Origin of the sequence: Lampropedia aestuarii (genome assembly GCF_004803635.1) — a bacterium.
Classification (GTDB): domain Bacteria; phylum Pseudomonadota; class Gammaproteobacteria; order Burkholderiales; family Burkholderiaceae_C; genus Lampropedia; species Lampropedia aestuarii.
This window is the reverse complement of record NZ_SSWX01000004.1, coordinates 200248-225339: the sequence shown is the minus strand read 5'-3', so window position 1 is coordinate 225339 and position 25092 is coordinate 200248. Positions and strand designations below refer to the sequence as shown.

The following is a 25092-nucleotide window of genomic DNA, read 5'->3' as shown; positions in this document are numbered from 1 at the left end:
CCCCCTGTGCCATTCGGCCAGGGGGTTTTGCTTTGCGCGATCGATTGCTAATTTGATCGACTGCTAGCAGGCAAATTATTAATCTGATGTCAAAAACCTAGTTGGTTTCAGATTTCACATTCTTTGAGTGCACAGATTCGACTTAGCGGTTAAAGTCAAAGCTATTTCTTTTATTAACAGGAACGAGACATGGCCTTGCAGTATCCAGATACCCGCTTATTAATCAATAACACATGGCACGATGCAGCCGATGGTCGCACGATCGATGTGATCAACCCGGCCACAGGCAAAGCGGTGGGTAAGGTTGCCCATGCAAACAAACAGGATTTGGATGCTGCGCTGGCCGCTGCGCAAAAAGGCTTTGAGGTATGGCGTAGGACCTCAGTGGTCGAGCGTCAACGGATCATGCGCGAGGCCGCAGCGCTGCTGCGCCAACGTGCCGATGAGATCGCGACGATCATGACGATTGAGCAAGGCAAACCAGTTGCAGAAGCCAAGGCTGAAGTGCTCAATTGCGCGAATATGACGGAGTGGTTTGCTGATGAAGGCCGCCGTGTTTATGGCCGCATCGTGCCAGGCGGCAATCTTGCCAGCCACCAAATGGTGATCAAGCAGCCCATTGGTCCAGTGGCTGCGTTCACACCTTGGAACTTCCCACTTAACCAAGTCACACGCAAACTGGGGCCTGCATTGGCAACAGGCTGCTCGTTCCTCTGTAAAGCACCTGAAGAGACCCCCGCATCGCCAGCAGCGTTCCTGCAATGCTTTGTCGATGCAGGCATTCCTGAGGGTGTGATCGGTTTGGTTTATGGTGACCCTGCCGAAATTTCCGAGTACCTGATCACCAGCCCAGTGATTCGTTTTGTCACGTTCACTGGCTCTACGCCTGTGGGTAAGCAATTGGCAGCCAAAGCTGGCGAGCACATGAAGAAAGTGGTGATGGAACTGGGCGGGCATGCCCCGGTGATCGTCGCAGAAGATGCCGATGTTGAACAGGCTGTCAAAGCCATTGGCATGGCCAAATACCGCAATGCTGGTCAAATCTGTATCGCACCCACACGCTTTTTGGTGCACGAGTCTTTAACCAAAGCCTTCCAGGACGCCTATGTCAGCTACTCAGAAAGTCTGAAGGTGGGTGATGGCTTGGCAGCAGAGACCAAGATTGGCCCTCTGGCCAACGAACGCCGCTTGTTTGCCATGGAGAAAATCATTGCCGATGTCAAAACCAAAGGGGGTGATATCGTCACTGGTGGCCACCGAGTTGGCGAGGTTGGCAACTTTTTTGCCCCAACCTTGGTGGTTGATCCGGCCAAGGATTCGATGCTGTTCAATGAAGAGCCGTTTGGCCCGATTGCTGGCCTGCGCAGCTTCAAACAGCTGGATGAAGCCATCCAGGAAGCCAACCGTTTGAGCTTTGGTCTCTCGGCTTACGCGTTCACGCGTTCATTTAAGAATGTTCACACCTTGGCAGAGCAGGTTGAAACTGGCATGTTGTGGATCAACCAGCCTGCCACCCCATCGGCTGAATTCCCGTTCGGTGGTGTGAAAGATTCTGGCTTGGGTACCGAAGGCGGTCATGAGGCTTTGGAAGAGCATTTGATCAGCAAGGCTGTTGCGGTCACTGGTATTTAATAGGGCAGGTTTATGTGCTTGATCACGTTCTAAGCGGGTAGGCTCGTGTGATGGGCGCTGACCCAATCTGTGAATAATGCATACAAAGCGCCACCGGTGTACCGCCGGTGGCGTTGTCACATCTGCCATTCGATTTTCGGCTTCTGGTGAAGCGTTTTGCAGCTTGTTCTAAGATAGTGGGTTTATACAAAGATCAAAGGGAGAATCTATGGGTGAGCGCGTATTGGTGATTTTGGGCCACCCAGCAGGCGATAGTTTGTGCGCCAGTTTGGCTAAGGCCTATGTGGCTGGCGCGCAATCGGCAGGGCGCGAAGTACGCTGCCTGGAAGTAGGGAGTTTAGACTTTGATCCCATCTTGCACCACGGCTACCGCCAAGTGCAGCCATTGGAGCCGGACTTGTTGCAGGCCCAAGAGTCGATGACCTGGGCCAATCACATCGTGCTGGTCTACCCCACCTGGTGGGGCGGCATGCCAGCGATTCTTAAAGGGTTTTTTGATCGTGTATTTTTGCCAGGTTTTGCTTATCAATACCGTAAAAATTCACCATTTTGGGATAAATTGCTCAAGGGTAAGACGGCGCAATTGCTGGTTACGATGGACACGCCGCCGTGGTATTACCGGCTGATCAATCGCGCGCCAGGACACAACCAAACCCGCCGTACGATTTTGGAGTTCACCGGCATCAAGGTGAAGAAAATCACTACCTTTAGCCCGGTACGGTATGCCGATGAAGCGAAAAAGGCCAACTGGCTTGCCAAGGCCCAGCGCTTGGGACGCAATGGCTAATGCGGTTATTGCGCGCAGCTTCTTGGGGCAGGTCCTGTGATAAGCAATACACTCTTGGCCTTGTGTCTGGCATGTCCATATGCAGACCTTGGCCCCTTGATTGAAAGAAACGCGACCCATGGCTTTGAATGCCACCATTTATAAAGCACATCTGCATATCGCAGACAACGACCGCCATTACTATGGCAGCCACCAGCTGACGGTGGCCAAGCATCCGTCCGAAACCGATGAGCGCCTGATGTTGCGTTTGCTGGCATTTGCTTTGCACGCCAATGCCGATGAACGGCTGGCACTGACGAAAGGCTTGAGCGATGTGGAAGAGCCTGCGCTATGGGAAAAAGACCTGACTGGCGCAATTGATATGTGGATTGAGCTGGGCCTGCCTGAAGAGCGGCGCATCCTCAAAGCCTGTGGCAAGGCCGGCCAAGTCTGGATCTATGCCTATGGCCGTACCCAAAGTATGTGGTGGAAAGCGGTGGAGTCTAAAGTCGCCAAGGCGCGCAATTTACATGTGCTGTCCGTGGATGTGCAAGAGAGCCAAGCGCTTGCCCAATTGGCGCAAAGAAGCATGGAACTGAACTTCAATGTGCAAGATGGCACGGTCTATATCAATAGTGCGCAAGGCGATGTGGCTGTGACACTTTCCACATTGCGTGCGCAGGACTGAGCGTCTGGGCACAGCAAGGTAGTTGTGTGATTGATAACGGCCATGTAAAGCAAAAGGCAGATGCTGAACATCTGCCTTGTGTGTGAAGTCTGAGGGCTGCCGCTAAAGCCGCGCTGCGCCGCAGGCGAGCAGACTATGTTGTCCTAGGCTTAGCCTTGCAGGCGCTCGAGTGCCTCACGGTATTTGGCTGCGGTATTGTCGATCACTTCACGCGGCAGGCGCGGTGCTGGTGGCGTTTTGCCCCAAGGCTGGCCGTTGATACGCACTTGCTCTAACCAGTCGCGCACAAACTGCTTGTCATAGCTCGGAGGGTTGTCGCCGGCACGGAAGGCCGCTTCATAGCCTTCAATCGGCCAGTAGCGTGAGCTGTCGGGGGTCAGAACCTCGTCCATCAGTGTCAAGGTGCCGTCGGCATCCAGACCAAATTCAAACTTGGTGTCGGCAATGATCATGCCTTTGGTTTGGGCAAATTCGGCGGCTTTTTTGTACAGTGCAATGCTGATTTCGCGAATCTGGTTGGCCAATTCTGGGCCGACGATTTCGACGGTTTTCTCAAAGCTGATGTTCTCGTCATGCTCACCCACTTCTGCCTTGGCTGCAGGCGTGTAGATTGGCTCTGGCAAACGCGCAGCATTGCTCAAACCCGCAGGCAGGGGGACGCCGCAAACCGATTGGCTTTCTTGGTATTCCTTCCAACCGCTGCCTGCCAAATAGCCTCGCACCACGGCTTCAATCGCAATGGGCTTGAGGCGTTTGACCAGCATTGAGCGGCCTTGGATTTGCGCTTTCTCTTCAGCGCTGGAAACGGCCGACTCTGGCGCGTCGCCAGTCAGGTGGTTGGGGCAAATGCCGCCCAGCTTGTCAAACCAGAACAAGGCCATTTGCGTGAGCAAAACGCCTTTGCCAGGAATTGGCTCACCCATGATGACGTCGAATGCAGAAATACGATCGCTGGCCACCATCAGGATGCGGTCATCGCCTACGGCGTAGTTATCGCGAACTTTACCGCGTGCCAGCAGCGGCAGCGAAGAGATAGAAGAGGTGTGCAGAGCAGAGGTCATGGAGATGAGAAACACTAATCAAATATGCGCCCATACAGGCGCGGTATACAGGCGCATTGAGCATGCGCACACAAGGCCAATGCCCCGACCCTGCCGGAGTGACAAAGGCAAACGGCTGCATTATTGCCCATTTGAGCCATGCAGCCGTCTATTATCCGTCAACAGGCCGCAGGCAGCACGGCGCACGTGCAATCCAGCCCTGTACGTGGAGCATCTGTGCGTTGCAGCCTTGCTGAACGCACGCTGGATGCTTAATACGCGTAAACGCCGCGTTTGGTTTTGCGGCCCAAATAGCCTGCTGCTACCAACTCACGCAATAGCGGCGCTGGGCGGTATTTGCTGTCGCCAAACTCTTCCAAGTACACCTCCATCACGGCCAGGCAGACATCCAGACCAATCAGGTCCGCCAGTGCCAGCGGCCCAATCGGGTGGTTGGCTCCCAGTTTCATCGCCTCATCAATCGCTTCGGCCTCGGCCACGCCTTCGGCCAGCACAAAAAAGGCCTCGTTGATCATGGGCACCAGAATGCGGTTGACGACAAAGCCAGGGGCGTTTTTGACGGGAACAGGTGTTTTGGAGAGTTTTTGCGCCAGCTCAGCGACGGTGTCGTTGGTCGCATCGCTGGTTTGCAGGCCCCGAATCACTTCGACCAAGGCCATCAGCGGCACTGGGTTGAAGAAGTGCATGCCGATGAAGTTCTCTGGACGCGCGGTTTGCGCAGCCAGTTTGGTGATCGAGATGGACGAGGTGTTGGACGCCAAGATCGTGCCTGGCTTCACTGCGGCTTCGATTTGCTTGAGAATTTTGATTTTCAAATCGTAGTTCTCGGTGGCCGCTTCAATGACCAGGTCCGCTGCTTGCAGGTCGGCGTAATCGGTCGAGCCTTTGATGCGGCCCAGGATATCGGCTTTGTCACTCTCGCTGATTTTTTCTTTTTTGACCAGGCGGTCCAAGCTGCCGCTGACGGTGCTGATGCCCTTGCTGACGGCGGCCTCAGAAATATCGATCAGGATTGCTTGCAGACCTGCACCTGCAACCGCTTGGGCAATGCCATTGCCCATAGTGCCTGCGCCAATGACTCCGACTGTGTGAATACTCATGATTGGGTGGGTGTTGAAATTAAAAACAACAAGGTCTCGCTCAGGGACTTTGCCGTGCATGCGCACGCGCAGACCGCCCATGGCGCCGCCTTATGGAAGACACATCTCAATTGTCTCCTTGCGCTTTTGCGCAGCCAAGCGTAGAGAGCAGTCTGTGAAAAGACCGCAAACACGTTCTTTGCCACTTTACACTATCGGCATCTGGCCATGCGTTGCCATGGCGACTATCTCTGCCGTTTTCATCACATTTGCCATGCCCACACCGTCTAGCGCATTGAATGTTTCTGAATTTTTGCGCGAGCATATCCGCACTGTGGCTGATTGGCCCAGCGCAGGCGTGCAATTTCGTGACATCACGCCACTGCTGCAAAATCCACAAGTTTTTCGCGTCTTGATCGATGCCTTTGTGCACCACTACATGGATCCGACATTGCGCCCAGACGTGGTTGCAGGCTTGGATGCACGCGGCTTCATTATTGGAGCAGTGGTGGCTTATGAGCTGAACGTAGGCTTTGTGCCGATTCGCAAAAAAGGCAAACTGCCCTTTACCACCGTGCAAGAAACGTACGAGTTGGAATACGGCAGTGCTACCGTGGAATTGCACACCGATGCGGTCACACGCGGCCAACGCGTACTGTTGATTGACGACTTGATCGCCACCGGTGGCACGATGATTGCCGGGGTCAAATTGCTCGAGCGCTTGGGTGCCGTGGTGACGGAGTGCGCCGTGATAGTCGATTTGCCTGAGCTCGGAGGTTCCGCGCGACTCAAAGCATTGGGCAAACCGTTGCTGACCTTGGTGGATTTTGAGGGCCACTGAGGGCCACTGAAGGCCACTCAAAGGTGAGGCATTGCCCTCATTGTCATTGGTTGCCAATACGGCGATGACCGAAGGTCAAATTTGGCCTGTCGATGAGCGCAGCGTCACACTGCGCTGAGGGCTTTATGGCAGCGCCGCCCCTTTAGGCCAGAACGTCCACAAATACAAATCTTGTTTGACGCGGCCAGCCAGATCACCGGCTTCATGGCCCCAGCCCGCAAAATAGTCAGCCCGTACCGCGCCAATGATCGCGCTGCCGGTGTCTTGCGCCAGCACCAGCTTTTGCACATTCAAAGTCGGCCCTGCAGTCATCATCCACACCGGCGTGCCGTAAGGAATGCTGCGGCGGTCTACCGCAATGGAGCGCCCTGGTGTCAGCGGTACGCCTTGCGCGCCACGCGGGCCGACATTCTGGTCTTGTGGGGCAATCGCTTCTTCTTTGAAAAAGACATAGCGCGGATTGCTCCACAGCATCTCCTTGACGCGCGCCGGGTTGGCATCGACCCAGGCTTTGATGCCTGGCCAGCTGGCATCGCGGATCAGGCGTCGATCGAGCAGCCAGCGGCCAATGCTTTTGTACGGGTGGTTGTTGGTTGCGGCATAGGCCACGCGCACCTGGCGCACGCTGCCGTCAGGCTCTTGCAGGTTGACCCGGCCAGAGCCCTGGATATGCAAGACCATCGCATCGACAGGATCGTTGAGCCAGGCAATTTCTTTGCCGCGCAAGGCCGTGGCAGCACTGGGGTGGCCCGATTCAATCTGCTCGCGGCTAAACCATGTGCCTTGACCAGAGTAACCAGATGGCATCGCAAACAGCGGCACGTTAAAGCCATCGACTGGTTGGCGCTTGCCATCCATGACCGGCTCGTAGTAGGAGGTCAGCATGCCAATGTCCTTGCCCGCTGTGGAGCGGACCAGATAGGGCTGCAGGGCCCGGCGCATCCAGGCGCGGCGGGTCGCATCGTCAGCAATTTGCAGGCCCGCGACTTCTGTGCAGACTTTGCGCCAGCTGGGATGGGGTTTTTCACAGCTGAGCAACCAGGCGTGCCAAGCATCGGTGAGATCGTCTTGTTCAAAGCCTGGTAAATCACTCCAAGGCACAGGTGTCCATAGCGCATTTTCGCGCTGGAAACTCGGCCCAATCGGATGCGGCATCAAGACTGGCAGCGCACTGGGGGTGACGATGGCGCCATTGTCAGGTACGTCCGTGCTGGGAGACTGGGGGGGACTAGAGCAAGCGGCGATGAATGCGGCGGCAAAGACAGCCAGTGCGCAGCGGATCAAAGAGTGGGACATGTTTTCAAAAAAGACTAAGTGCTTTAATCATGCCAGTGTTGCAGATCCTCAAGGTTTCTGGCCTTAGGTGGCACCGGGCATTTGTTTCAAAATTCACAAGATCAGATAAAACGTGGTTGGTACAGCAGATCGCTTGAGACCGCGCTCAGACTGCAACAGGCAGTTGTGCTGAATTTCCCTTAGAACGTAAACACGTTCTAAGGGCCTCAAGCCAAAACGTCTGCTCTACAACGCCGCTGCTGGCTGCTTTGCTGACAACGGTTTGCATGGCTGGTGCGTTGAGATGCCGTGGTTGCGCTTGCAGTGCTGCGGTGGCAGGATTGACACACGCCAGTGTTGTCTTTGCTGTAGCCTGCGTTGCTCTCGCATGGCATTATCCACACTTGTGGATCGTAATCTATGTGCAATGGATTGACTGAGAGAAAACTTGTTACGAGTCGCTAGACTCAAAAAGGAGAACCAAGATGGCATTTTTAACTTCTAAGCGTTTGAGCAAGTTGCAACGCCCATTGCTGCTGCTGACAGCAGCGTCAGTGTTTGCGCTTGCGGGTTGTGCCAATATGAGCGAATCGCAGCGCAGTACGGCCACAGGCGTGGGCGTGGGCACTGCAGCTGGTGCGGTTATTGGTGCGATCGCCGGTGATGGCAAAGGTGCAGCCATCGGCGCGACCTTGGGTGGACTGGGCGGTTATGTGTGGTCACAGCGCATGGAGCGCCAAAAAGCCGATATGGAAAATGCGATGGCCAGCAGCGGCGTGGTGGTCACACAAACCCAAGACAACCGCTTGAAGCTGGATATTCCAAGCGATATTTCGTTTGATACAGGTCGCTCCGACATCAAATCGCAGTTCGCGCCGCTGCTTGACCAGTTTGCCAATAGCTTGCGCAACAACCCAAATACCGATGTGGTGATCGTTGGCCACACTGACAATACTGGCACCGATGCGATTAATAATCCGCTGTCTGTGAACCGCGCAGCCAGTACACGCCAGTACCTGGCCTCTCGCGGGGTGAATGCCAGCCGCATTCAAATTGATGGCCGTGGCTCTTACCAGCCGGTGGCCAGCAATGCCACGGCCGATGGGCGTGCACGCAATCGCCGAGTGGAAATTTTCGTTGGCGAGCCGTCACAAGCGCGTTAAGCGGTGACGGCATTGTGCTGGCGCTGACCGTCAAAAACCTGCCTTTTGGCAGGTTTTTTTGTACCTTGCATAGCCCCTTGCACAGCCCTTGGGCGGCGCTGTGAGCCGCTTGCTTTAGGCCACTTGTTACGCCCAGTTGTTATTCCAGCGCTGCGGGCTTGGCGGCCCGCGTGGAGCTGCGCTCCACAATCGGGTCACTCCAGGAGCCTCTGATAAGAAACTCTTGGGCCGCGGCTTCTGCCAGTGGCTTGCTGAAGAAAAACTGTGCCAGGAACGTGCCAGCGCCAATGGCGGGGTTGATGGCCGTGGCCACTAAAGAGGCGGTCATCGCATCCAGCTCTGGCACGACCACGGCGGTGATGTTTTGGGTTTCCTGCAGGATGTTGGCGCTGCCTTCGAGTACGACACCCGCATTCACGCCTTTCATTTGCAAATTATTGGTCGAGGCGACACCGGTCGCCAAATGGATGTCGCCGCGCACAAAATCAAACGCAAAGCCTTCGCTGAAGATATCGCGAAAGTCCAGTGTCAGCCTTCTGGGCAGCGCCTGCAAGCTCATTACGCCCAGCAGCCTGCCAGCGCCCGCATTGACTTTGAGGAACTGGCCTTTGGCGACATCCAGGCTGAAGTCACCATTCAGGGATGGAATATCCAAGTGCAATGGCGAGCCGTGCCAGGACAGTCGGCCATTGAGCTTGCCATTGCCTGCGGAGAGCACACCGGGCATGCCCATGCGTGCGAGCAAGCGGCCTGCATCGAGCATCTCCAGCGTGAATTGCATGTCCATTTTTTTGCGCCCGCTCAGCAGGTGGTAGATGCCATTGTGGGTCCGCACGTCCTGCCAACTGCCTTTGGCCGTCAAACGTGCTTCAGGCACTTCAATGGTCAAGTAGTTGATGATCCATTCGCTGGGATGGCCATTGACGACACGGTTCATGGCTTGCATGGCCACTTTGCCCCAGTCGCGGTTGGCAAACAATAGCCGGCCGATTTCAATGTCCACCGTAGGCAGATGGCGCACATTCGCAAGCGCTGAGGACTCGGCCTGCGTATCTGTGGTGTCCAGCCCTTCCAGGGCCGGGGGCGTGTCTGCCTCGGCTGCAGCGCCAGGGGCTTGTGCATCGTCCTGGCCGAAATGGGCCGGCAGCTCTAAGTAGTCGATATTGCCCCGCAGCAAGCCGGTGCCCTCTAAATACTGGGGGTGGTATTCCAATGTGCCTTGCGTTTCAGTGGCTTTGAAATGCGTGGTCCAAATTGAGGCATTGCTGCTAATGCCTTGATAGGCTTGGATTTGTGCATCGTGCAGGCGCAGCTTGCCCCATTGCAGCAGATCAAAGTGGCCATACCACACGTCGGGCATGAGTTGCTCGATCCAGCTCTGGCTGTCGCTGTCGGGTGAGGCTGCTGCATGCTTGGTCTGCGTGCTCTGCGCTTGCATCAGCCAAGGCAGCCACTCGGCAGCATCCCACTGGTCTTTTGCGACAATGGCCTGCACTCGGGTGTCTCCTGGTGCAGCGGCGAAGGTGTTGGGGATAAAGCCAGGCAGGCGTTTTTCATCTGCACTGAATTGGCCGATCAGGAGCTGACCGGACAGCACGGCCAGCTCGGGAGTGGCCACAGTGGTGGACTGTGGTTGCCTTGAGTCGGCAGCTTGTGGGTCGCTTGCCGCTGGTGCTGCGCGCAATTGGTAGCGTGCATCGATGCGCTCGCCCAGTGTGAGTTGAATCTGCTCAAGACCGGTGCTGTCAGGGCTGCTATGGCTCAGGCGCAGTGGTTGTGCTGCATCGGCTGCTTTGTCCAATGGGTAGGGCAAGCTGCTGGCCAAGCCTTGCAAGGAGCTGTCAAACGAGACAAAAGGCCGCTGGCCAATCGTGTTGACTTGCAGCGTGTAATTGGTTTGGCCACTCAGCGCGGCCAGCCATTGGTCGGCGCGTGCGCTGCCCAGTGCTTGCTGGGCATATTGCTGCAGGCCTTGTGCACTCAATTGGCCTTGCGCGTCGATGCGCACTTGTGTGGGCGCGCCGTTGACGTGGTCTGCCATGGCCACATCCAGCGTGACCGGTCCGCCCAAAGCCTGGGCTTGAATGCCATTGGCTGCAAAGCCCTTGTCGGTAAAGCGCACACGGCCTTGTACAGCGCTGAGCCTTGGCACCTGGGGCCACCATTGCAGTGCGTTGTCCTTGAGTTGCACATCACCAGTCACCTGTATCTGATTGGCTTGTGCGGACTCCAGCGGAATGTCCAGCTGCAGGCGGAATGCGGCATTGCCTGTGCCTTGCAAGTTGTCCATTGCATGGTCGGTCATACGCGCTACCGGGGTGCTGCTTAGAACCCGCAGTTGATCGGCCAGCGGCCCAGCGGCGCGCACATCTACGCCCACTTGCGCATGCATCAAGTCATCAATCCAAGCCTTGCCGTTGCTCACCCGCACCTTGGGAGCAGCTTGCAATTGTGCCGATTGCACGGCCAGGTCCATGCGGTTGCCAATAAATTCCAGACGCGCATTGACGCCCTGCAAATCAGGCCAGCTCAGTGCGGGTGTGACAGATCCCAACAGGTAATGGGGCACATAACGAAACTGGACTTGCTCTAAGTCGGCACTGATGCGAAACAATTCGCGCGGCGGTGTGGCTGCTTCAGTCTGGTTGCTGGCTGGGGTCTTGCCCGGCTCAGCGGCTGTGGCGGGGTAGCGCTGCGTGGCTGGGTCACGCGCGCGCGCATCAAACGGGAAGTGCGTCAGATCACCACGCACCTCAAATTCTGCGCGTTTGGCCCGCCCGCCCAGAATGGCCTCTTGCACATAATGGCGTACATCAGCTGGAATGCTGTGGGGCAGGTAACGCCAGACGGCTGTTGCGTCAGCACGTGCCAATTCGGCATTCAAGTCCAAAAAGCCGGGCAATGCATGGGCAGGCCGGCCTGTTTGCTCTGTGAGGGTTTGGATTTCGGCCGGGCTGGACGTGCGCCACAAGATGGTGGCCGAACCTGCCGCATCTGGGGTGGCCAGTTCTGGTAGCTCGATCTTGACGGCAACACCGCCATCCTGGGCCAGCGTCCATTGCAGTTCGGTGCGCAAGCGGTCAATCTCGATTGGGCCTGCGTCAAAAACGGTCGGCAGTTGCACGCTGCCGTTGTCGATTTGCAGCGCAGCGCTGCCGCCTGCCGGGCTACTGTCGATTTGGCCACTGAGGTTGTGGATGCCCAATGGCACAGCTGTCGTATTGCTGGTGGATGTATGAGCCGCGCCGATACTCAGTTGCTTCAAGCGGGCCGAGACAGTCCATGGCCAAGTTGGGCCAGCTGCTGCATCGCGCTCTTGGGCGGGCTTCTCAGGGGCTTGCCAGCCGATGTGAATGTCTTGCAATTGGCCTGATGGTTGCCAGTTGGCCAACTGTTGCTGCCATTGACCGAGCCGCTGCGCGGTGGCCATGGGCCAAGTGCTTGCGGCTACATTGTCTTCTAGGTTCGCCTCTTGTGGCGCTGCTGAGGTGCTGCCAAAACTGGCTTGCAGTAGTGCGCTGAGGGCACCCAGATCCAAGCCTGGACTGGTCAGGGAGGCGGCGAGCACCTCTATGCCTTGCTCGGGCCAAGCCATACCAGGCTGTGCCTTTGTTCCGGTGTGGCTGGGCCGTGCGGCGCTGGTGAGTGCCAACTGCAGCGCTTCACTGCGCCACGTGCTTGTGCCAGTCTTGAATTGGCTCGGTTGCAGTTCGAGTTGCCAGCGCGTTCGTGGCAGAGCTGAAACTGGGCTGAGGCCTTGCGTTTGCAGCGAGCCAGCTAAGCGCATTTGCGTCAACTCCAGAGGGGTCTGCTCGTTCAATGGCCACAGCAGCTTGTCTGCATCGATCTCAAATGTGGCTGGACGTAGGTCGCCATTTGTGAGTTGGCCTTGTGAGCGCAGGCTCAGCAAGCCTTGTTGGATTGTTGGCCAAGCTTGCAGCGTTGGGAACTGCACTAGCAGTTGAGAGAGGGCGGCCAGATCCAGCTGCTCCAGCTTCAAACGCCAGCTGCCTGAGGCGCTAGACAAGGCAGGCCAGCCTTCGGCCCAACGCCCCCAGTCCTGGCCCTCCAGTTGCAGCTCCACTGGTGCGGCCATCAACTGCGGTGCTTGCATTTGCAGCTCCAGCCGGTGGAGGTCGCGTAGTGGGGAGTAGCTCAGCTCAAGATCTATCTGGCTAATTTGCCAACTGGATTCTGTTTCTTGGGTGGACTCGGTGGGAGAGGGGCTTGTGCTGTGCCATTGCACGCTGCCGTTGGCGATGCGAATCGAGGGCTGTTCGAGCAGCCATTGCCACGTTTGAGCCAGAGCAGCGTGGTCCGCTGTGGGGGCGTTGGTGCTTGTGGGGGTGGCACTTGCTGGCGCTGCTTGGTCGAGTGCGCCGCGCCATTGCAGCTGCGGCTGATCAATCAGGATATTGCCCAGTGGCTGGCCGCGCAGCAACTGCCAAGACAAGCCCAACTGGGCTTTGGCCATTGAGACCTGCCATGGTGCCTGGGCACGAGTGATGCGGGCGTTCTGAATTTCAAGCACCGGCAAGCCATTGGGGCTATGGCTGGCTTGCAAGGCCTCGATCTGAATCTCTAGTCCGGTCTTTTGCTGCAAATACGCAACCAATTCGGGACGCCACTCGTCCAGTCGTGGCACTACCCAGGCGTACAACACCCCGATGCAGATGAGGACCAAGATCACCAGCGCCAAGACAAGGCGCCACAGCCATCGCAGGGCCGTGCGAATAGGGCGGTGTGTCTGTGGTGGGGCGGTGAGCTGGGATGAAGGCATCACGCACCATTATCCTTGTGCAGACAGCCGTCTTGCGCAGCGCAGCGCGCAATATGTGTCACTGTCCTGCGGTGGTAACCAATTGGTGACAAATAAAGTGTCAGGAGCGTGGGGGTTATTGCCATTCTCTTAATGGAGCTGTAGACGCCTTTGTGTGTGACTGCGCAACTGCGCGCACCCATAGCGATCGCCACAGCCCGAGCCGGCCTTGCAGCCAAGGCCGAGTGCCAAGGCAATGCCAACGCGGTCTGCGACAAGATCGCAAACAGGTTCTTAACCGTTTCTTTAGGTTGGGTATCGTTAGCGCGCATTCCATGGTGTGCGTGACTGCGACAAAATCAATGATTACGCGATTCTTCCTTGTATTTGGCCACAGGCACCAGGCCCTGGCTAGAGGCATGATGGGCTTTGGCTCATTGGAGTCGGGAAAGTTTCCTTTTACTGCTTTGTGTTGGCCCTGCAAGATGTTGTCCTCTTCTACAGAATGTTCTGATAGTTCGTTTGACCGGACTTGGGTGCATGCGGCTGAGTATTCACGCTATTACCAGCGCGTACAGCGTCGCTATGCTGATGAGCTGGCTTTGCTGCCAGAGGGGGCCGTTAACCGGGCATCGATGGAGCAGGCGTTGCAAGCCTTGCTCTTGCAGCATGGGCTGAGCGCGGCGCTGAGGATTTTGCGGCAACTGGTGATGAGTCGCCTGATTGAGCGCGATGTGCAGCTGTTTGTTCCGATGCAAGAGGTAACTCTGGCCATGACCGAGCTGGCTGAGCTGGCGTTGGACCAGGCCTGTGCACACGGCCATGCACAATTGCAGCAGCGCTATGGCGCGCCGCTTGACGAACAGGGCCAGCCAGTGCAGTTCTGGGTGATTGGCATGGGCAAGCTGGGCGCCAGAGAGCTCAACGTCTCAAGCGACATTGACCTCATTTATGTGTTCGAGAGCGACGGTGAGACCAGCGGCAATGCTTCAGGCCGAGGCATTGTCAGCAACCAAGAGTATTTTGCGCAACTGGTGCGGCATATCCAAGTGGTTGTGGGTGACACCACCGAGCATGGCTTTGTATTTCGCATGGATTTGGCGCTGCGACCCCATGGCAAGTCTGGGCCTGCTGCGATCTCGCTGGGAGCGCTCAACCAGTACTTCTTAATGCATGGCCGGGAGTGGGAGCGCTTTGCCTGGCTCAAGAGCCGTGTGGTTGCACCTGCGGCTGTGGTGCGCAGCAGCAACGTGCAGAAATTGCGCGAGGCCGTGCTGCCGTTTGTGTTTCGCCGTTATCTGGATTATTCGGTGTTTGATGCGCTGCGTGATTTGCACCGCCAAATTCGTGAACACGCCAATATCCGTTGTGCAGGCCGCCCGGAGCGGGCCAATGACGTGAAAATTTCGCGTGGCGGCATTCGAGAAATTGAATTCACCGTGCAGTTGCTGCAAGTTGTGCGGGGCGGCAACTTCCCTGAGCTGCGTTGCCGGCCCACATTAGAGGCTTTGAGCCGTCTGGCAAGGGCGGACTTGATGCCGGAGGCCACTGCACAAAAATTGCACGATGCGTACGTTTTTTTGCGCCAGACCGAGCACCGTATTCAATACTTGGATGACCAGCAAACCCATGTGCTGCCGACGGCAGACGAGGATTTGCACTGGATTGCCCTGACCATGCAGTTTGACGATGTGTGTGGTTTTTTGCGTGCCTTGGACCAGCACCGTGAATTGGTAGCGCAAGAATTTGATGCCTTGCTGGGCAGCTCAAAAAGCCCCACCTGCCACAAAGGCAAGTGCAGCAAATCGCCCTCGCACCCCGCGTCGTTTGAGAAGCTGCTTGAGCAAGTGCCGCCTGCGATGGTCGAAAAACTGGACAAGTGGCCCGAGCTGACACGCTTTCAGGCGCTGCGCGAGGATGCGATGGCGCGTGTTTTGACGCTGTTACATACCACGGCGCAGAAGTTGGGTCGAGACGAAATTTCAGAGGCCTCCGCAACGGGTTTTTGTGAATGGATGGAGTCTTTGCTGGGGCGTGACAGCTATTTTGCGCTGTTGATTGAGCGGCCTGCGATCTTCTCTCGCTTGCTTAATTTGCTCGGTGCGACAAAATGGCCTTTGCGCTATATGCGCAGACACCCAGGTGTGGTCGATGAGCTCGCCAGCGGCAGCATGCTGTATGAGCGCTTTGACGCCCTGGCGTTTGCTGAGGAGTTGACGCTGCGCTACGAGGCCTTGAACCACACCCGTGAGGACGATGACGAAAACTTGATGAATGTGCTGCGCCGTGGCCAGCATGCCGAGACCTTTCGCACCTTGGCACGTGATGTGGAGAGAAAAATCAGCGTTGAAGACGTTGCCGATGATTTGAGCGCCCTGGCCGATACGATTTTGCTCACAACGACCCAGTGGTGCTGGTCGCGCTTGCGCAAGCGCCATCGTGAATTGCCTGAATTTGCCATCATTGGCTATGGCAAGCTGGGTGGCAAAGAGCTCGGTTACGGCAGCGACCTGGATATTGTCTTTGTCTATGATGACGACCATGACGATGCCCCCGAGGTCTATGCCAGCCTGGTGCGCAAGCTGATCACTTGGTTGACAGCCAAAACGGCCGAGGGCGACTTGTACGAAATTGATACCGCCCTGCGCCCCAATGGCAATTCCGGCTTGCTGGTGACCAGCTTCAAGGCCTATGCCGACTACCAACAGCAACGCGGCAGTAATACGGCCTGGACCTGGGAGCACCAAGCGATGACACGGGCACGTTTTGTCATGGGTTCTGAGCATTTGCGCGCCCAGTTCGACAAAGTGCGCGAGGCGGTGATTCAAGCGCCGCGTGATAAGGCGGCACTCAGGCAAGAAATCTGGGCTATGCGTGTGCGCATGCGCCAGGCGCATGCGGTCGCGCCCGATCGTTTTGATCTCAAACACAGTCCGGGTGGCATGATCGACATTGAATTTGCCACGCAGTTCTTGGTCTTGGCCTATTCAGGTGCGCATCCTGAGCTGCTGCGCAATGCGGGCAACATTGCGCTCTTGCGCATTGCGCAAGAGCTGCAATTGCTGCCAGACGGTGTGGGTACGGCGGCCGCCGATGCGTACCGTGAAATGCGGCGCCTGCAGCACATTGCCCGTTTGAATGAAGACAATGGCCAAATTGCGATGGCGCAGGCAAATGCATTGAAAGAAGCGGGTTTGGCGCTGTGGGCTGCGCTAGAGCACAGCTGAATCCAGGCGCAGGCCTTTAATAAATCGGCGGCTCACCCGGTGGGCGTGATTTGAAGCGCTTGTGCACCCAAAAATATTGGGTGGGCATGGTGCGAATCCATGCTTCGACCTCTTGGCTCATGCGGGTTGTGTCGTGCACCACATCGTCTGTCGGGAAGTCCTGCCAGTGCGGCAGCAGTTCAATTTCATAGCCGTTTTTGGTCACCCGTGACAGCAAAGGCACAACTCTTGCATGGCCCATTTCGGCAAAGCGTGACAAGGACGAGACGGTGGCAGCCTGTATGCCGAAAAAGGGCACAAAAATGGACTCACGTTCGCCAAAGTTCATGTCTGGCAATAAAAACAGGCCGCCGCCTGCGCGCAAAGCTTTGATGATGGGGCGCAATCCCTCGGCACGATTGAATAGCAGCACCTCTCCAAAACGCGCCCGGCGCTCCTTGATCCAGGCATCGAGGACGGGGTTGGGCTGCTTGGTGTAGATGCTGACGGCAGTGCGTGTACTGCCCAGCGCCATAGCCACGCCGGCTGCGTCCAAACCATAAAAGTGAGGCGCGAGCAAAATCATGGGGCTTGGATTGTCGAGCTCTTGCAGCGCGCCTGTCAGGCGCAGGCGTTTGTTGATTTTTTCAGGCTTTGAGGTCCACAGCCAGCTGCGGTCCAGCCATGTTTGGCAGAAATAAATGAAAGTTTGCTGCGCCCACTGCTCGCGCGTGGCTTCGTCTAGCTCAGGAAAGCACAGGCGCAAGTTTGTCAAGGCGATTTCGCGTCTTGGCTTGGCAGTTTTGAATAGTATTTTGCCAAGCAAAGAGCCAAGGCCGCGTAACAGTGGCAAAGGCAGTAGCGCCAACCCGTGCATCAGCGCAATGACTGCACGTCCGGTCAGTTTGTGGGCAGCCATCCGAGCTTTCGAGTATTTGAGAGGTAAGTGAACAGTTGGGACAGAGGCAGCGGTGCGCAACACGCAACGCACAAGTATGCATTGCAGCGCAGGCCAATTGTGTGTGGCCGGGATTTTGAACCAAACTACGCACTTTGTCTGTTTCAAGACTGAACAAAGAGCGTTTTATGAGGGAATTAATCACGAAAAGGCTTTGCAGGGCAGGTATTGGCCGCGGCATTGCATCGCGGATACCAGCGTTCAGAGCCTGCACCTCGTCTCGACGCAGGCTGTGTTGCAGCCCAAAAGCAGAAGCGGCACAACCCGCAGTCGGGTTAAATGTCCAGCGAGGGGTTTTCAAACAGAGGGACTGCGAACCTCAACACCAAAAGAAGCTGTAAGACGCAAAAAGCGCATGGCGGCGCTGCCCATTTTGCGCATGCAGACATATGGGCTGCTACAGCTGTCTTGGGCAAGCAGTCAGGAAGACTCTAAATCTGCCAGGCTTTTGGGGTGGGGGTAATTTTGCGGCATTCCTCTGGGGACTTTGTAGCGGCCATATCCCCACATATATTGTTCCGGGCAAGTGCGTATTTGCTCTTCGACTGCGTGGTTGATCAGATGGATCAACTCGCGTTGCCCTGCTGTGGGATCGAGCTCTAATACCTGTAGATAGAGTTGATAGCCTTGACCAATTGCTTTGCGCTCACAGCGTGCCATGATGACTTGCGGTTTGGTTTGTGCAATCATGCGTGCTGCAATCGTCATGGTGTAGGCTGGTTTGCCGAAAAAAGGTGCCCACTCGCCCATGCCCCAAGGCGGCACCTGGTCTGGCAGCATACCCACCGAGCCACCATTACGCAGACTTTTGAGCATGGCGCGCACGCCGCTCATATCGGTCGGGACGGCTTCTTGGCCATTGCGATTGCGCACCGATTTGAGCATTTTGGCCAAAGCCGGTTGGCGTGCAGGACGGTACAGTACGGTTAAAGGCCCACGCGCATCACCCCAATACTGCGCAACAGTTTGTGAGGCCAGCTCAAAACAGCCCATATGCGGTGTGATGAACAACACGCCTTGCTGCGATTGAGAGGCACGGTCAAGCAGTTCGCGCGTGGCCTGGTCCATATCCACGTGCACGGCAGGGCCACACCAGACCTTGGGGAGTTCTGCAACCATGCGACCGGCGTGGCCAATGGCTGGGCGTACTTGGGCAAATGTAAAGCCTGCTTGCTTGGCGTTGTTGATGAAGCGTTTACGGTACGTGGGCGAGAGGAGAAAGACAAGCCAGCCGAGCAGCCCTCCCAGCGCTTGCAGCAAGGCACTGGGAAACACAGAAAAAAAACGCAGTATTAAGAACATTGGTGAAAAGGGATAGAATTTGGCTACAGTCGCTGAGTTAAAGAGCAACTTGCAGGGCGACTCTAAACATATCTGCTAAAGCGTTCGCCAGAGCTTCTTTTGTTAGGTGGTTTCGGGCAACGCCTCTAAACAGTACTTAATGGAAGGAGCTTTTTTTCGTGGCTAACGATTATTTATTCACTTCGGAATCCGTTTCTGAGGGGCATCCAGACAAGGTGGCCGACCAGATCTCGGACGCTATTTTAGATGCCTTGCTTCGCCAGGACCCCATGAGCCGCGTTGCGGCAGAAACTTTAACAAATACGGGTTTGGTCGTTTTGGCCGGCGAGATCACCTCCGGCGGCACGGTGGACTATATCCAAGTTGCGCGTGACACCATCAAGCGCATTGGTTACGACAATACCGAGTACGGTATCGACTACAAAGGCTGTGCGGTGTTGGTGGCCTATGACAAGCAAAGCCAGGAAATTGCCCAAGGCGTTGACCGAGCCAGTGACGACGAGCTCAATATTGGCGCGGGCGATCAGGGTTTGATGTTTGGCTATGCCTGCGATGAAACCCCGGAATTGATGCCTGCTGCGATCTATTACGCGCACCGCTTGGTCGAACGCCAAAGCCAATTGCGCCGTGATGGACGGTTGCCATTTTTACGTCCTGATGCCAAAAGCCAAGTGACCTTGCGCTACGTGGACGGCAAACCCCACAGCGTGGACACGGTGGTGCTGTCCACGCAACACAGCCCTGACCAAAGCGAATCCGCGACCAAACTCAAGTCCAGCTTCATTGAGGCAGTGGTTGAAGAGATCATCAAGCCGGTATTGCCAAAAGAATGGCTGCAAAACACCAAGTATTTGGTGAACCCGACTGGCCGTTTTGTGATTGGCGGGCCGCAAGGCGATGCCGGTCTGACAGGGCGAAAAATCATTGTTGATACCTATGGTGGCGCTTGCCCGCACGGCGGCGGTGCTTTCAGTGGTAAGGACCCAACCAAAGTGGACCGCTCTGCGGCATACGCAGCGCGTTATGTGGCCAAGAACATTGTGGCTGCTGGCCTGGCCAGACAAGCGCAGATTCAGCTCTCTTACGCCATTGGTGTGGCCAAGCCGATCAACATCACTGTCTATACCGAAGGCACGGGCGTGATTCCTGACGAGCAAATTGCACAATTGGTGCAGCAGCATTTTGATTTGCGTCCACGCGGCATCATTGAGATGCTGGATTTGCGCCGTCCGATCTATGAGAAAACAGCCGCCTATGGCCACTTCGGCCGTGACGAGCCTGAATTCACTTGGGAGGCGACAGACAAAGCGCAGTTGTTGCGTGCTGCGGCAGGCTTGAAGGACTGAGCATCACCGCCAATTTGGGCTGCGCGCAGGCGCAGTCCAGAAAAGTTACATTTCACGCGACTTGACTGCAGGCAATCATGGTTTTCGAGCTTTTGACAGCAGGGCTATTCTGAATAAAATGATTGAAAATCAGGGTGTTTTGTTAGCATAAGCGACAAGAAACAATTGGATGCTAATGAAACGCTTTGTCTGTTAAAAGTTGGTGAACTTTTGGGATGCATGGCTGTCATACCCACTGTATTTGAGAAATACATGAATTTTCGGTTGCGAGGCTTTTAGGCCATGCCTGATTGACGACTCCTTGGGTGCTTCTCCTCCCTCACTCTCTATCTTCACCCTAGGTAGCCTCGCAGCCTTTTCTTTTTGCTTCTCATCCTGCGCGCATCGGTGTCGATAGCGCGTTTTTTTTGTGCCCTAGAGAAGGCGCTGCACAGACCCTTATATCTTGGATCTTGCTCGTCTGTTCAACGCAGCGGATGATCGCGTGGCAAAATGCCCCGCTGAGAGTGGCGCTCTGACTGTGTAGCGTGGGGCGCTATGATTTACCCTTGATTTGCGTGTGAGCGAGCGCGTTCTTCTCTTTGCCAATTGCATGAGCATTCATACCGATAGCTGGGCAACTGATGTGCCAGCACCGCCACCGCGCGTGATGAGCGCGGATGCCACCTCGTCAAGAGAAGAGGCGTTGGAGCGGGCGCTGCGCCCCAAAGCCCTGCAAGAATATGTCGGGCAGGCCAAGGCCAGGGAGCAGTTGGAGATCTTTATTGGCGCGGCGCGCAAGCGCGGCGAGGCGCTTGACCATGTATTGCTGTTTGGCCCGCCAGGCCTTGGCAAAACAACGCTCTCGCATATTGTTGCCACCGAGTTGGGCGTGAACCTGCGCCAAACCAGCGGTCCGGTGCTCGAGAAGCCGCGTGATTTGGCAGCCTTGCTCACCAATCTGGAGCGCAACGATGTGTTGTTTATCGATGAGATCCACCGCTTGTCGCCGGTGGTCGAGGAGATTCTGTATCCGGCGCTGGAGGATTACCAGATCGACATCATGATCGGTGAAGGGCCTGCAGCGCGTTCGATCAAACTCGATTTGCAGCCCTTTACCTTGGTGGGCGCGACCACCCGTGCCGGCATGCTGACCAACCCGCTGCGCGACCGTTTCGGCATTGTCGCGCGGCTGGAGTTTTATTCGCCTGAAGAGCTGGCATTGATTGTGACGCGCAGTGCGGGCTTGTTGGCGGCGCCCATTGATGCCGATGCCAGCCTTGAAGTGGCCAAGCGCTCACGCGGCACGCCGCGTATTGCCAATCGCTTGTTGCGCCGCATCAGGGACTATGCGGATGTCAAGGGCGATGGCCGCATTACGCTGCAGATGGCACAAAAAGCACTGGCGCTATTGGATGTAGATCCTGTCGGTTTTGATGTCATGGACCGCAAATTGTTGGAGGCAGTGTTGCACCGTTTTGACGGTGGCCCGGTCGGCTTGGACAACGTCGCTGCCAGCATTGGTGAGGAGCGCGATACGATCGAAGACGTGATCGAGCCCTATTTGATTCAGCAAGGCTTTTTGCAGCGTACACCACGCGGGCGCATTGCCACGGCAGCAGCCTATCGGCATTTTGGTTTGATGCCGCCGCAGTCAAAAGCGACAGACTTGTTTGACTAAACTGGCGGGCGCGCAAACAATCAAGAGGCTGCACAGAGCCTGTTCTTGGGCATGAAGAAAACGGTTGATTCGATATATGGAAAAAAAATACCAATTTGAGCGTTTGGATGTACTGGCCTTTGCCAAAGCGCAGGGCGTGATTGAGCAGTCCATGACTTTGGCTGAGATGCCGCGTTTGGCCCTGGAGGCCGCTGCAGGCACTGAGGCAAGCCGCATCGAGGTCGATTGGCGTGCGGCGGGCGTGATGCGCAGTGATGCAGCGACAGGCGATGTGCCGTGGCTATTGTGCGAGGCCCAAGTCGAGCTGCCCATGCAATGCCAGCGTTGTTTGCAGCCAGTGGATGTGGCCGTCGAAACCAGCCAATGGTTTCGCTTTGTTGCGACTGAAGAAGAGGCCGATAAGGAAGACGAGGAGGCACTCGAAGATGTGATGTCTTTGGAAGAGCCCCTGAATGTGCTGCGTCTGGTAGAGGATGATTTGCTGATGGCTCTGCCATCGGTGGTGATGCATGAAGACTGCCAGCCACCGGTGGTGCTGCAAGCGCGCACGCCAGACTTTACGCTCACACGCAGCGGCAGGCCCAATCCGTTTGCCAAGCTGGCTGAGCTGGCGGTCACGCGGCTGGCAAAAGGTGGCGAAAAAGCGGATTAATGGGTGCTGATCAGCGCTTTGGTGTGCTGGCTATTGCATGTTTTGCCATGCATGGCATATAATCGTTAGCTTTTGCGCAAAAAGAGCCCTGCATTTTTGGCTTGTAGCTTAGCTTTTGGGGCGGCTAGCCGGCAGCGTTTTTGATGCCTTTGCGTTGTTGTATTTGCCAGTTTGTCCATTGAATGGCGTAGATTTGGTGAATTCAACTGAGAATTTTTTATTGTGGCGCAGATTGTTATCCTGCGCATTTGACTTTCAGGAGCCCATCATGGCAGTTCAGCAAAACAAAAAATCGCCATCCAAGCGTGGCATGCACCGTTCACACAATGCCTTGACAACTCCAGGCATTGCGATTGAGTCCACCACAGGTGAAGTGCACCTGCGTCACCACATCACTCCAGATGGCTTCTACCGTGGCCGTCGCGTGTTGAAAAACAAATCTGCTGAAGTTTAAGTTTGACGCGTGCCAGCGCCTGCAGCTATTGCACGGCGCTGCGGCCATGAACGGGCGTGCAGAGCCTGCTGGCAGTGTGCTGGCAGCTTTGCGTGCTTGAGGTCGCGCTGGCGCACAAGTGAAGTCTGACACTTTGTCAAACACTGCTATTACGATTGCCGTCGACTGCATGGGCGGGGATGCCGGGCCTCAGGTCACGGTGCCAGCTTGTTTGAGTTTGCTTGGCAAGCATGCCCATTTGCGCATGCTGTTGGTGGGGCATCAGGATGCCTTGCAATCTGCGGCCAGTCATGAGCGCGTTGAAATCGTCCACACTGACGAAGTGGTGGCGATGGATGATCCTGTCGAAGTGGCGATGCGCCATAAGAAGCAGTCGTCGATGCGTTTGACCATTGAGGCCGTGAAGGCCGGGCGCGCGCAAGCAGCAGTCTCTGCTGGCAATACCGGTGCTTTGATGGCCATTGCGCGCTATGTGCTCAAAACCATGGATGGTATTGAGCGCCCTGCAATTGCCTACCCAATGCCCAATGTGACTGGCGGTGCCACCACAGTGCTGGATCTGGGGGCCAATGTCGATTGCACTGAGCACCATCTGCTGCAGTTCGCCGTGCTCGGCTCAGCGCTGGATATGGCGCTGAAGGCACGTGACAACCCAACAGTGGGTCTGCTCAATATTGGCTCTGAGGCGATCAAGGGTAATGAGATGATCAAGCGCGCTGCAGAACTGCTGCGCGAGGCAGGTCAAAAATCCTTGATCAACTACTTTGGCAATGTCGAGGGCAATGACATCTTCAAAGGCACAACGGATATCGTCGTGTGCGATGGATTCGTTGGCAACGTCACGCTCAAGGCCTCTGAAGGGCTCGCTTCCATGGTCTCCAACGTCCTTAAGGAAGAGTTCTCGCGCAATGCCTTGACCAAGCTGGCCGCGATTGCTGCCATGCCTGTCTTGAATGCCTTCAAAAAGCGCCTGGACCACCGCCGCCACAATGGTGCTGCGCTGCTTGGTCTGCGTGGGCTGGTGTTTAAAAGCCATGGCTCTGCTGATCAACTGGCGTTTGAGTGCGCGTTGATGAAGGCGGTGGATGCGTCAGAGAATCAGTTGCTGCAGAAAATACAAACGCGTGTGCAACAAGCCAGCGTGTTGTTCTGATTGGCATGACGACTCCATCGGGCTACTGGATTTTGATGGGCTTATGCGGGCAGTGGCTCTGCATGCGCATCAAATGATTGATGGATCGCTTTCCCTATGCAAATCTATTCAAAAATAACAGGTACTGGCAGTTATTTGCCGCCTAACAAGGTAGACAACCAGACTTTGGCTGCGCAATTGGCCAAAGAAGGCGTGGAGACATCAGACCAATGGATTGTGGAGCGCACCGGTATCCATGCGCGCCATTTTGCCGAACGTGATGTGCCAAGCAGCGAGCTGGGTTTGCATGCGGCAACGCGCGCGCTCGAAGCCGCAGGCAAGCAGGCGCAAGACATTGACTTGATCATTGTTGCGACCTCGACGCCCGATATGGTGTTTCCATCGACGGCAACCATTTTGCAAAACAAGCTGGGCGTGCACGGCTGCCCAGCATTTGATGTGCAGGCGGTTTGCAGTGGCTTTATTTATGCGCTGACCGTGGCCGATGCGATGATCCGTGCCGGTACTGCCAAAACGGCCTTGGTCGTTGGCGCTGAAGTATTTAGCCGCATTTTGAACTTCAAGGACAGAACCACCTGCGTGTTGTTCGGTGACGGTGCGGGCGCCGTGGTCTTGGAGGCTTCTGAGACACCAGGCGTGCTGTCCAGCGATATCCATGCCGATGGCCGCTACCGCGACATTCTGTGTGTGCCGGGCAACGTGTATGGCGGTGAGATCATCGGTGATCCTACTTTGAAAATGGATGGCCAGGCGGTCTTTAAACTCGCCGTTGGCCTGCTCGACAAGGCCGCGCGTGCTGCTTTGGAAAAAGCCGGGCTGCAGTTGGAGGACATCGATTGGCTGGTGCCACACCAGGCTAATATCCGCATCATGCAGAGCACGGCGCGCAAATTGCATGTGCCTGCCGAGCGCGTGGTCGTGACCGTCGATCAGCATGGCAATACCTCGGCCGCGTCGATTCCGCTGGCGCTGGACCATGCGGTGCGCAATGGCCAAATTCAACCAGGTCAACGCGTCTTGATGGAAGGCGTGGGCGGCGGCTTCACCTGGGGCGCCGTGGTCGTGCAAATGTAATTTGCCGCGTGGCATGGGCAATG

18 protein-coding genes are annotated in these 25092 nt (G+C 56.2%); 12 read left to right on the top strand and 6 right to left on the bottom strand.

What is annotated here, in order from left to right; all coding sequences use genetic code 11:
* Positions 1 to 189: 189 nt before the first annotated feature.
* From E8K88_RS04875 to E8K88_RS04865, 3 genes are all read left to right on the top strand, one after another.
* On the top strand, positions 190 to 1632 hold the full coding sequence (locus E8K88_RS04875; RefSeq protein WP_136405520.1) for an NAD-dependent succinate-semialdehyde dehydrogenase: 1443 nt from the start codon (positions 190 to 192) through the stop codon (positions 1630 to 1632).
* Positions 1633 to 1840: 208 nt separating this feature from the next.
* Complete coding sequence (locus tag E8K88_RS04870; RefSeq protein WP_136405519.1) at positions 1841 to 2419, top strand: NAD(P)H-dependent oxidoreductase; 579 nt, start codon at positions 1841 to 1843, stop codon at positions 2417 to 2419.
* A gap of 118 nt (positions 2420 to 2537) precedes the next feature.
* Entirely contained in the window at positions 2538 to 3086 is a 549-nt protein-coding gene (locus E8K88_RS04865; RefSeq protein WP_136405518.1) for a YaeQ family protein, read from the top strand.
* Between the two features lie 149 nt (positions 3087 to 3235).
* Here E8K88_RS04865 and E8K88_RS04860 read toward each other — a convergent pair whose 3' ends face one another.
* On the bottom strand, positions 3236 to 4147 hold the full coding sequence (locus tag E8K88_RS04860; protein ID WP_136405517.1) for a phosphoribosylaminoimidazolesuccinocarboxamide synthase: 912 nt from the start codon (positions 4145 to 4147) through the stop codon (positions 3236 to 3238).
* A gap of 251 nt (positions 4148 to 4398) precedes the next feature.
* The gene (locus tag E8K88_RS04855; protein ID WP_136405516.1) at positions 4399 to 5247 is read right to left on the bottom strand and encodes a 3-hydroxybutyryl-CoA dehydrogenase; all 849 of its coding nucleotides are present in this window, start codon (positions 5245 to 5247) and stop codon (positions 4399 to 4401) included.
* A 253-nt stretch (positions 5248 to 5500) separates the two neighbouring features.
* On the opposite strand from E8K88_RS04855, the gene E8K88_RS04850 reads away from it, so the two are divergent.
* Positions 5501 to 6067 carry an adenine phosphoribosyltransferase gene (locus E8K88_RS04850; protein ID WP_136405544.1) on the top strand — a complete coding sequence of 189 codons (567 nt, stop codon included), beginning with the start codon at positions 5501 to 5503 and terminating at the stop codon, positions 6065 to 6067.
* Between the two features lie 123 nt (positions 6068 to 6190).
* On the opposite strand, the gene mltA is transcribed toward E8K88_RS04850, so the two are convergent.
* Positions 6191 to 7363 (bottom strand): murein transglycosylase A, encoded by a 1173-nt coding sequence (mltA, locus tag E8K88_RS04845; RefSeq protein ID WP_136405515.1) that lies wholly within the window; start codon positions 7361 to 7363, stop codon positions 6191 to 6193.
* A 464-nt stretch (positions 7364 to 7827) separates the two neighbouring features.
* Between mltA and E8K88_RS04840 the strand changes: the two genes are divergently transcribed.
* On the top strand, positions 7828 to 8505 hold the full coding sequence (locus E8K88_RS04840; protein ID WP_136405514.1) for a YiaD family glycine zipper/OmpA-like lipoprotein: 678 nt from the start codon (positions 7828 to 7830) through the stop codon (positions 8503 to 8505).
* Between the two features lie 139 nt (positions 8506 to 8644).
* Here the strand turns inward: E8K88_RS04840 and E8K88_RS04835 are convergent, their stop codons facing one another.
* A complete protein-coding gene (locus tag E8K88_RS04835) occupies positions 8645 to 13285 on the bottom strand; it encodes a YhdP family phospholipid transporter (protein WP_136405513.1) in 4641 nt (1546 codons plus the stop codon).
* A gap of 464 nt (positions 13286 to 13749) precedes the next feature.
* Between E8K88_RS04835 and glnE the strand changes: the two genes are divergently transcribed.
* Complete coding sequence (glnE, locus tag E8K88_RS04830; RefSeq protein ID WP_136405512.1) at positions 13750 to 16491, top strand: bifunctional [glutamate--ammonia ligase]-adenylyl-L-tyrosine phosphorylase/[glutamate--ammonia-ligase] adenylyltransferase; 2742 nt, start codon at positions 13750 to 13752, stop codon at positions 16489 to 16491.
* A 16-nt stretch (positions 16492 to 16507) separates the two neighbouring features.
* Here the strand turns inward: glnE and E8K88_RS04825 are convergent, their stop codons facing one another.
* Both E8K88_RS04825 and E8K88_RS04820 read right to left on the bottom strand, forming a co-directional pair.
* Positions 16508 to 17389, bottom strand: coding sequence for an LpxL/LpxP family acyltransferase (locus E8K88_RS04825; RefSeq protein WP_136405511.1), 882 nt, complete (start codon positions 17387 to 17389; stop codon positions 16508 to 16510).
* A gap of 459 nt (positions 17390 to 17848) precedes the next feature.
* Complete coding sequence (locus E8K88_RS04820) at positions 17849 to 18730, bottom strand: lysophospholipid acyltransferase family protein (protein ID WP_136405510.1); 882 nt, start codon at positions 18728 to 18730, stop codon at positions 17849 to 17851.
* 158 nt (positions 18731 to 18888) lie between these two features.
* Here E8K88_RS04820 and metK point away from each other — a divergent pair, with 158 nt between their 5' ends.
* The 6 genes from metK (at position 18889) to E8K88_RS04790 (ending at position 25069) form a co-directional block, all read left to right on the top strand.
* The gene (metK, locus tag E8K88_RS04815; protein WP_136405509.1) at positions 18889 to 20076 is read left to right on the top strand and encodes a methionine adenosyltransferase; all 1188 of its coding nucleotides are present in this window, start codon (positions 18889 to 18891) and stop codon (positions 20074 to 20076) included.
* A 592-nt stretch (positions 20077 to 20668) separates the two neighbouring features.
* Positions 20669 to 21736, top strand: a complete 1068-nt coding sequence (ruvB, locus tag E8K88_RS04810; RefSeq protein WP_136405508.1) for a Holliday junction branch migration DNA helicase RuvB — start codon at positions 20669 to 20671, stop codon at positions 21734 to 21736.
* Positions 21737 to 21812: 76 nt separating this feature from the next.
* Positions 21813 to 22388 carry a YceD family protein gene (locus E8K88_RS04805; RefSeq protein ID WP_136405507.1) on the top strand — a complete coding sequence of 192 codons (576 nt, stop codon included), beginning with the start codon at positions 21813 to 21815 and terminating at the stop codon, positions 22386 to 22388.
* A 268-nt stretch (positions 22389 to 22656) separates the two neighbouring features.
* On the top strand, positions 22657 to 22842 hold the full coding sequence (gene rpmF, locus E8K88_RS04800) for a 50S ribosomal protein L32 (RefSeq protein ID WP_136405506.1): 186 nt from the start codon (positions 22657 to 22659) through the stop codon (positions 22840 to 22842).
* 148 nt (positions 22843 to 22990) lie between these two features.
* Positions 22991 to 23995: a phosphate acyltransferase PlsX gene (gene plsX / locus E8K88_RS04795; RefSeq protein ID WP_276606649.1), complete on the top strand. Its 1005-nt coding sequence runs from the start codon at positions 22991 to 22993 to the stop codon at positions 23993 to 23995.
* 96 nt (positions 23996 to 24091) lie between these two features.
* Positions 24092 to 25069 carry a beta-ketoacyl-ACP synthase III gene (locus E8K88_RS04790; RefSeq protein ID WP_136405505.1) on the top strand — a complete coding sequence of 326 codons (978 nt, stop codon included), beginning with the start codon at positions 24092 to 24094 and terminating at the stop codon, positions 25067 to 25069.
* Positions 25070 to 25092: the final 23 nt, after the last annotated feature.

Excerpts from the sequence above, each read along its gene's own strand:
- E8K88_RS04850 (WP_136405544.1), top strand. The coding sequence starts at position 5,501 with ATGCCCACACCGTCTAGCGCATTGAATGTTTCTGAATTTTTGCGCGAG.
- ruvB (WP_136405508.1), top strand. The coding sequence starts at position 20,669 with ATGAGCATTCATACCGATAGCTGGGCAACTGATGTGCCAGCACCGCCA.
- E8K88_RS04805 (WP_136405507.1), top strand. The coding sequence starts at position 21,813 with ATGGAAAAAAAATACCAATTTGAGCGTTTGGATGTACTGGCCTTTGCC.
- E8K88_RS04840 (WP_136405514.1), top strand. The coding sequence starts at position 7,828 with ATGGCATTTTTAACTTCTAAGCGTTTGAGCAAGTTGCAACGCCCATTG.
- rpmF (WP_136405506.1), top strand. The coding sequence starts at position 22,657 with ATGGCAGTTCAGCAAAACAAAAAATCGCCATCCAAGCGTGGCATGCAC.
- E8K88_RS04860 (WP_136405517.1), bottom strand. The coding sequence starts at position 4,147 with ATGACCTCTGCTCTGCACACCTCTTCTATCTCTTCGCTGCCGCTGCTG.
- E8K88_RS04865 (WP_136405518.1), top strand. The coding sequence starts at position 2,538 with ATGGCTTTGAATGCCACCATTTATAAAGCACATCTGCATATCGCAGAC.
- E8K88_RS04870 (WP_136405519.1), top strand. The coding sequence starts at position 1,841 with ATGGGTGAGCGCGTATTGGTGATTTTGGGCCACCCAGCAGGCGATAGT.
- E8K88_RS04820 (WP_136405510.1), bottom strand. The coding sequence starts at position 18,730 with ATGTTCTTAATACTGCGTTTTTTTTCTGTGTTTCCCAGTGCCTTGCTG.
- mltA (WP_136405515.1), bottom strand. The coding sequence starts at position 7,363 with ATGTCCCACTCTTTGATCCGCTGCGCACTGGCTGTCTTTGCCGCCGCA.
- E8K88_RS04835 (WP_136405513.1), bottom strand. The coding sequence starts at position 13,285 with ATGCCTTCATCCCAGCTCACCGCCCCACCACAGACACACCGCCCTATT.
- E8K88_RS04855 (WP_136405516.1), bottom strand. The coding sequence starts at position 5,247 with ATGAGTATTCACACAGTCGGAGTCATTGGCGCAGGCACTATGGGCAAT.
- E8K88_RS04875 (WP_136405520.1), top strand. The coding sequence starts at position 190 with ATGGCCTTGCAGTATCCAGATACCCGCTTATTAATCAATAACACATGG.
- glnE (WP_136405512.1), top strand. The coding sequence starts at position 13,750 with ATGTTGTCCTCTTCTACAGAATGTTCTGATAGTTCGTTTGACCGGACT.
- E8K88_RS04790 (WP_136405505.1), top strand. The coding sequence starts at position 24,092 with ATGCAAATCTATTCAAAAATAACAGGTACTGGCAGTTATTTGCCGCCT.
- E8K88_RS04825 (WP_136405511.1), bottom strand. The coding sequence starts at position 17,389 with ATGGCTGCCCACAAACTGACCGGACGTGCAGTCATTGCGCTGATGCAC.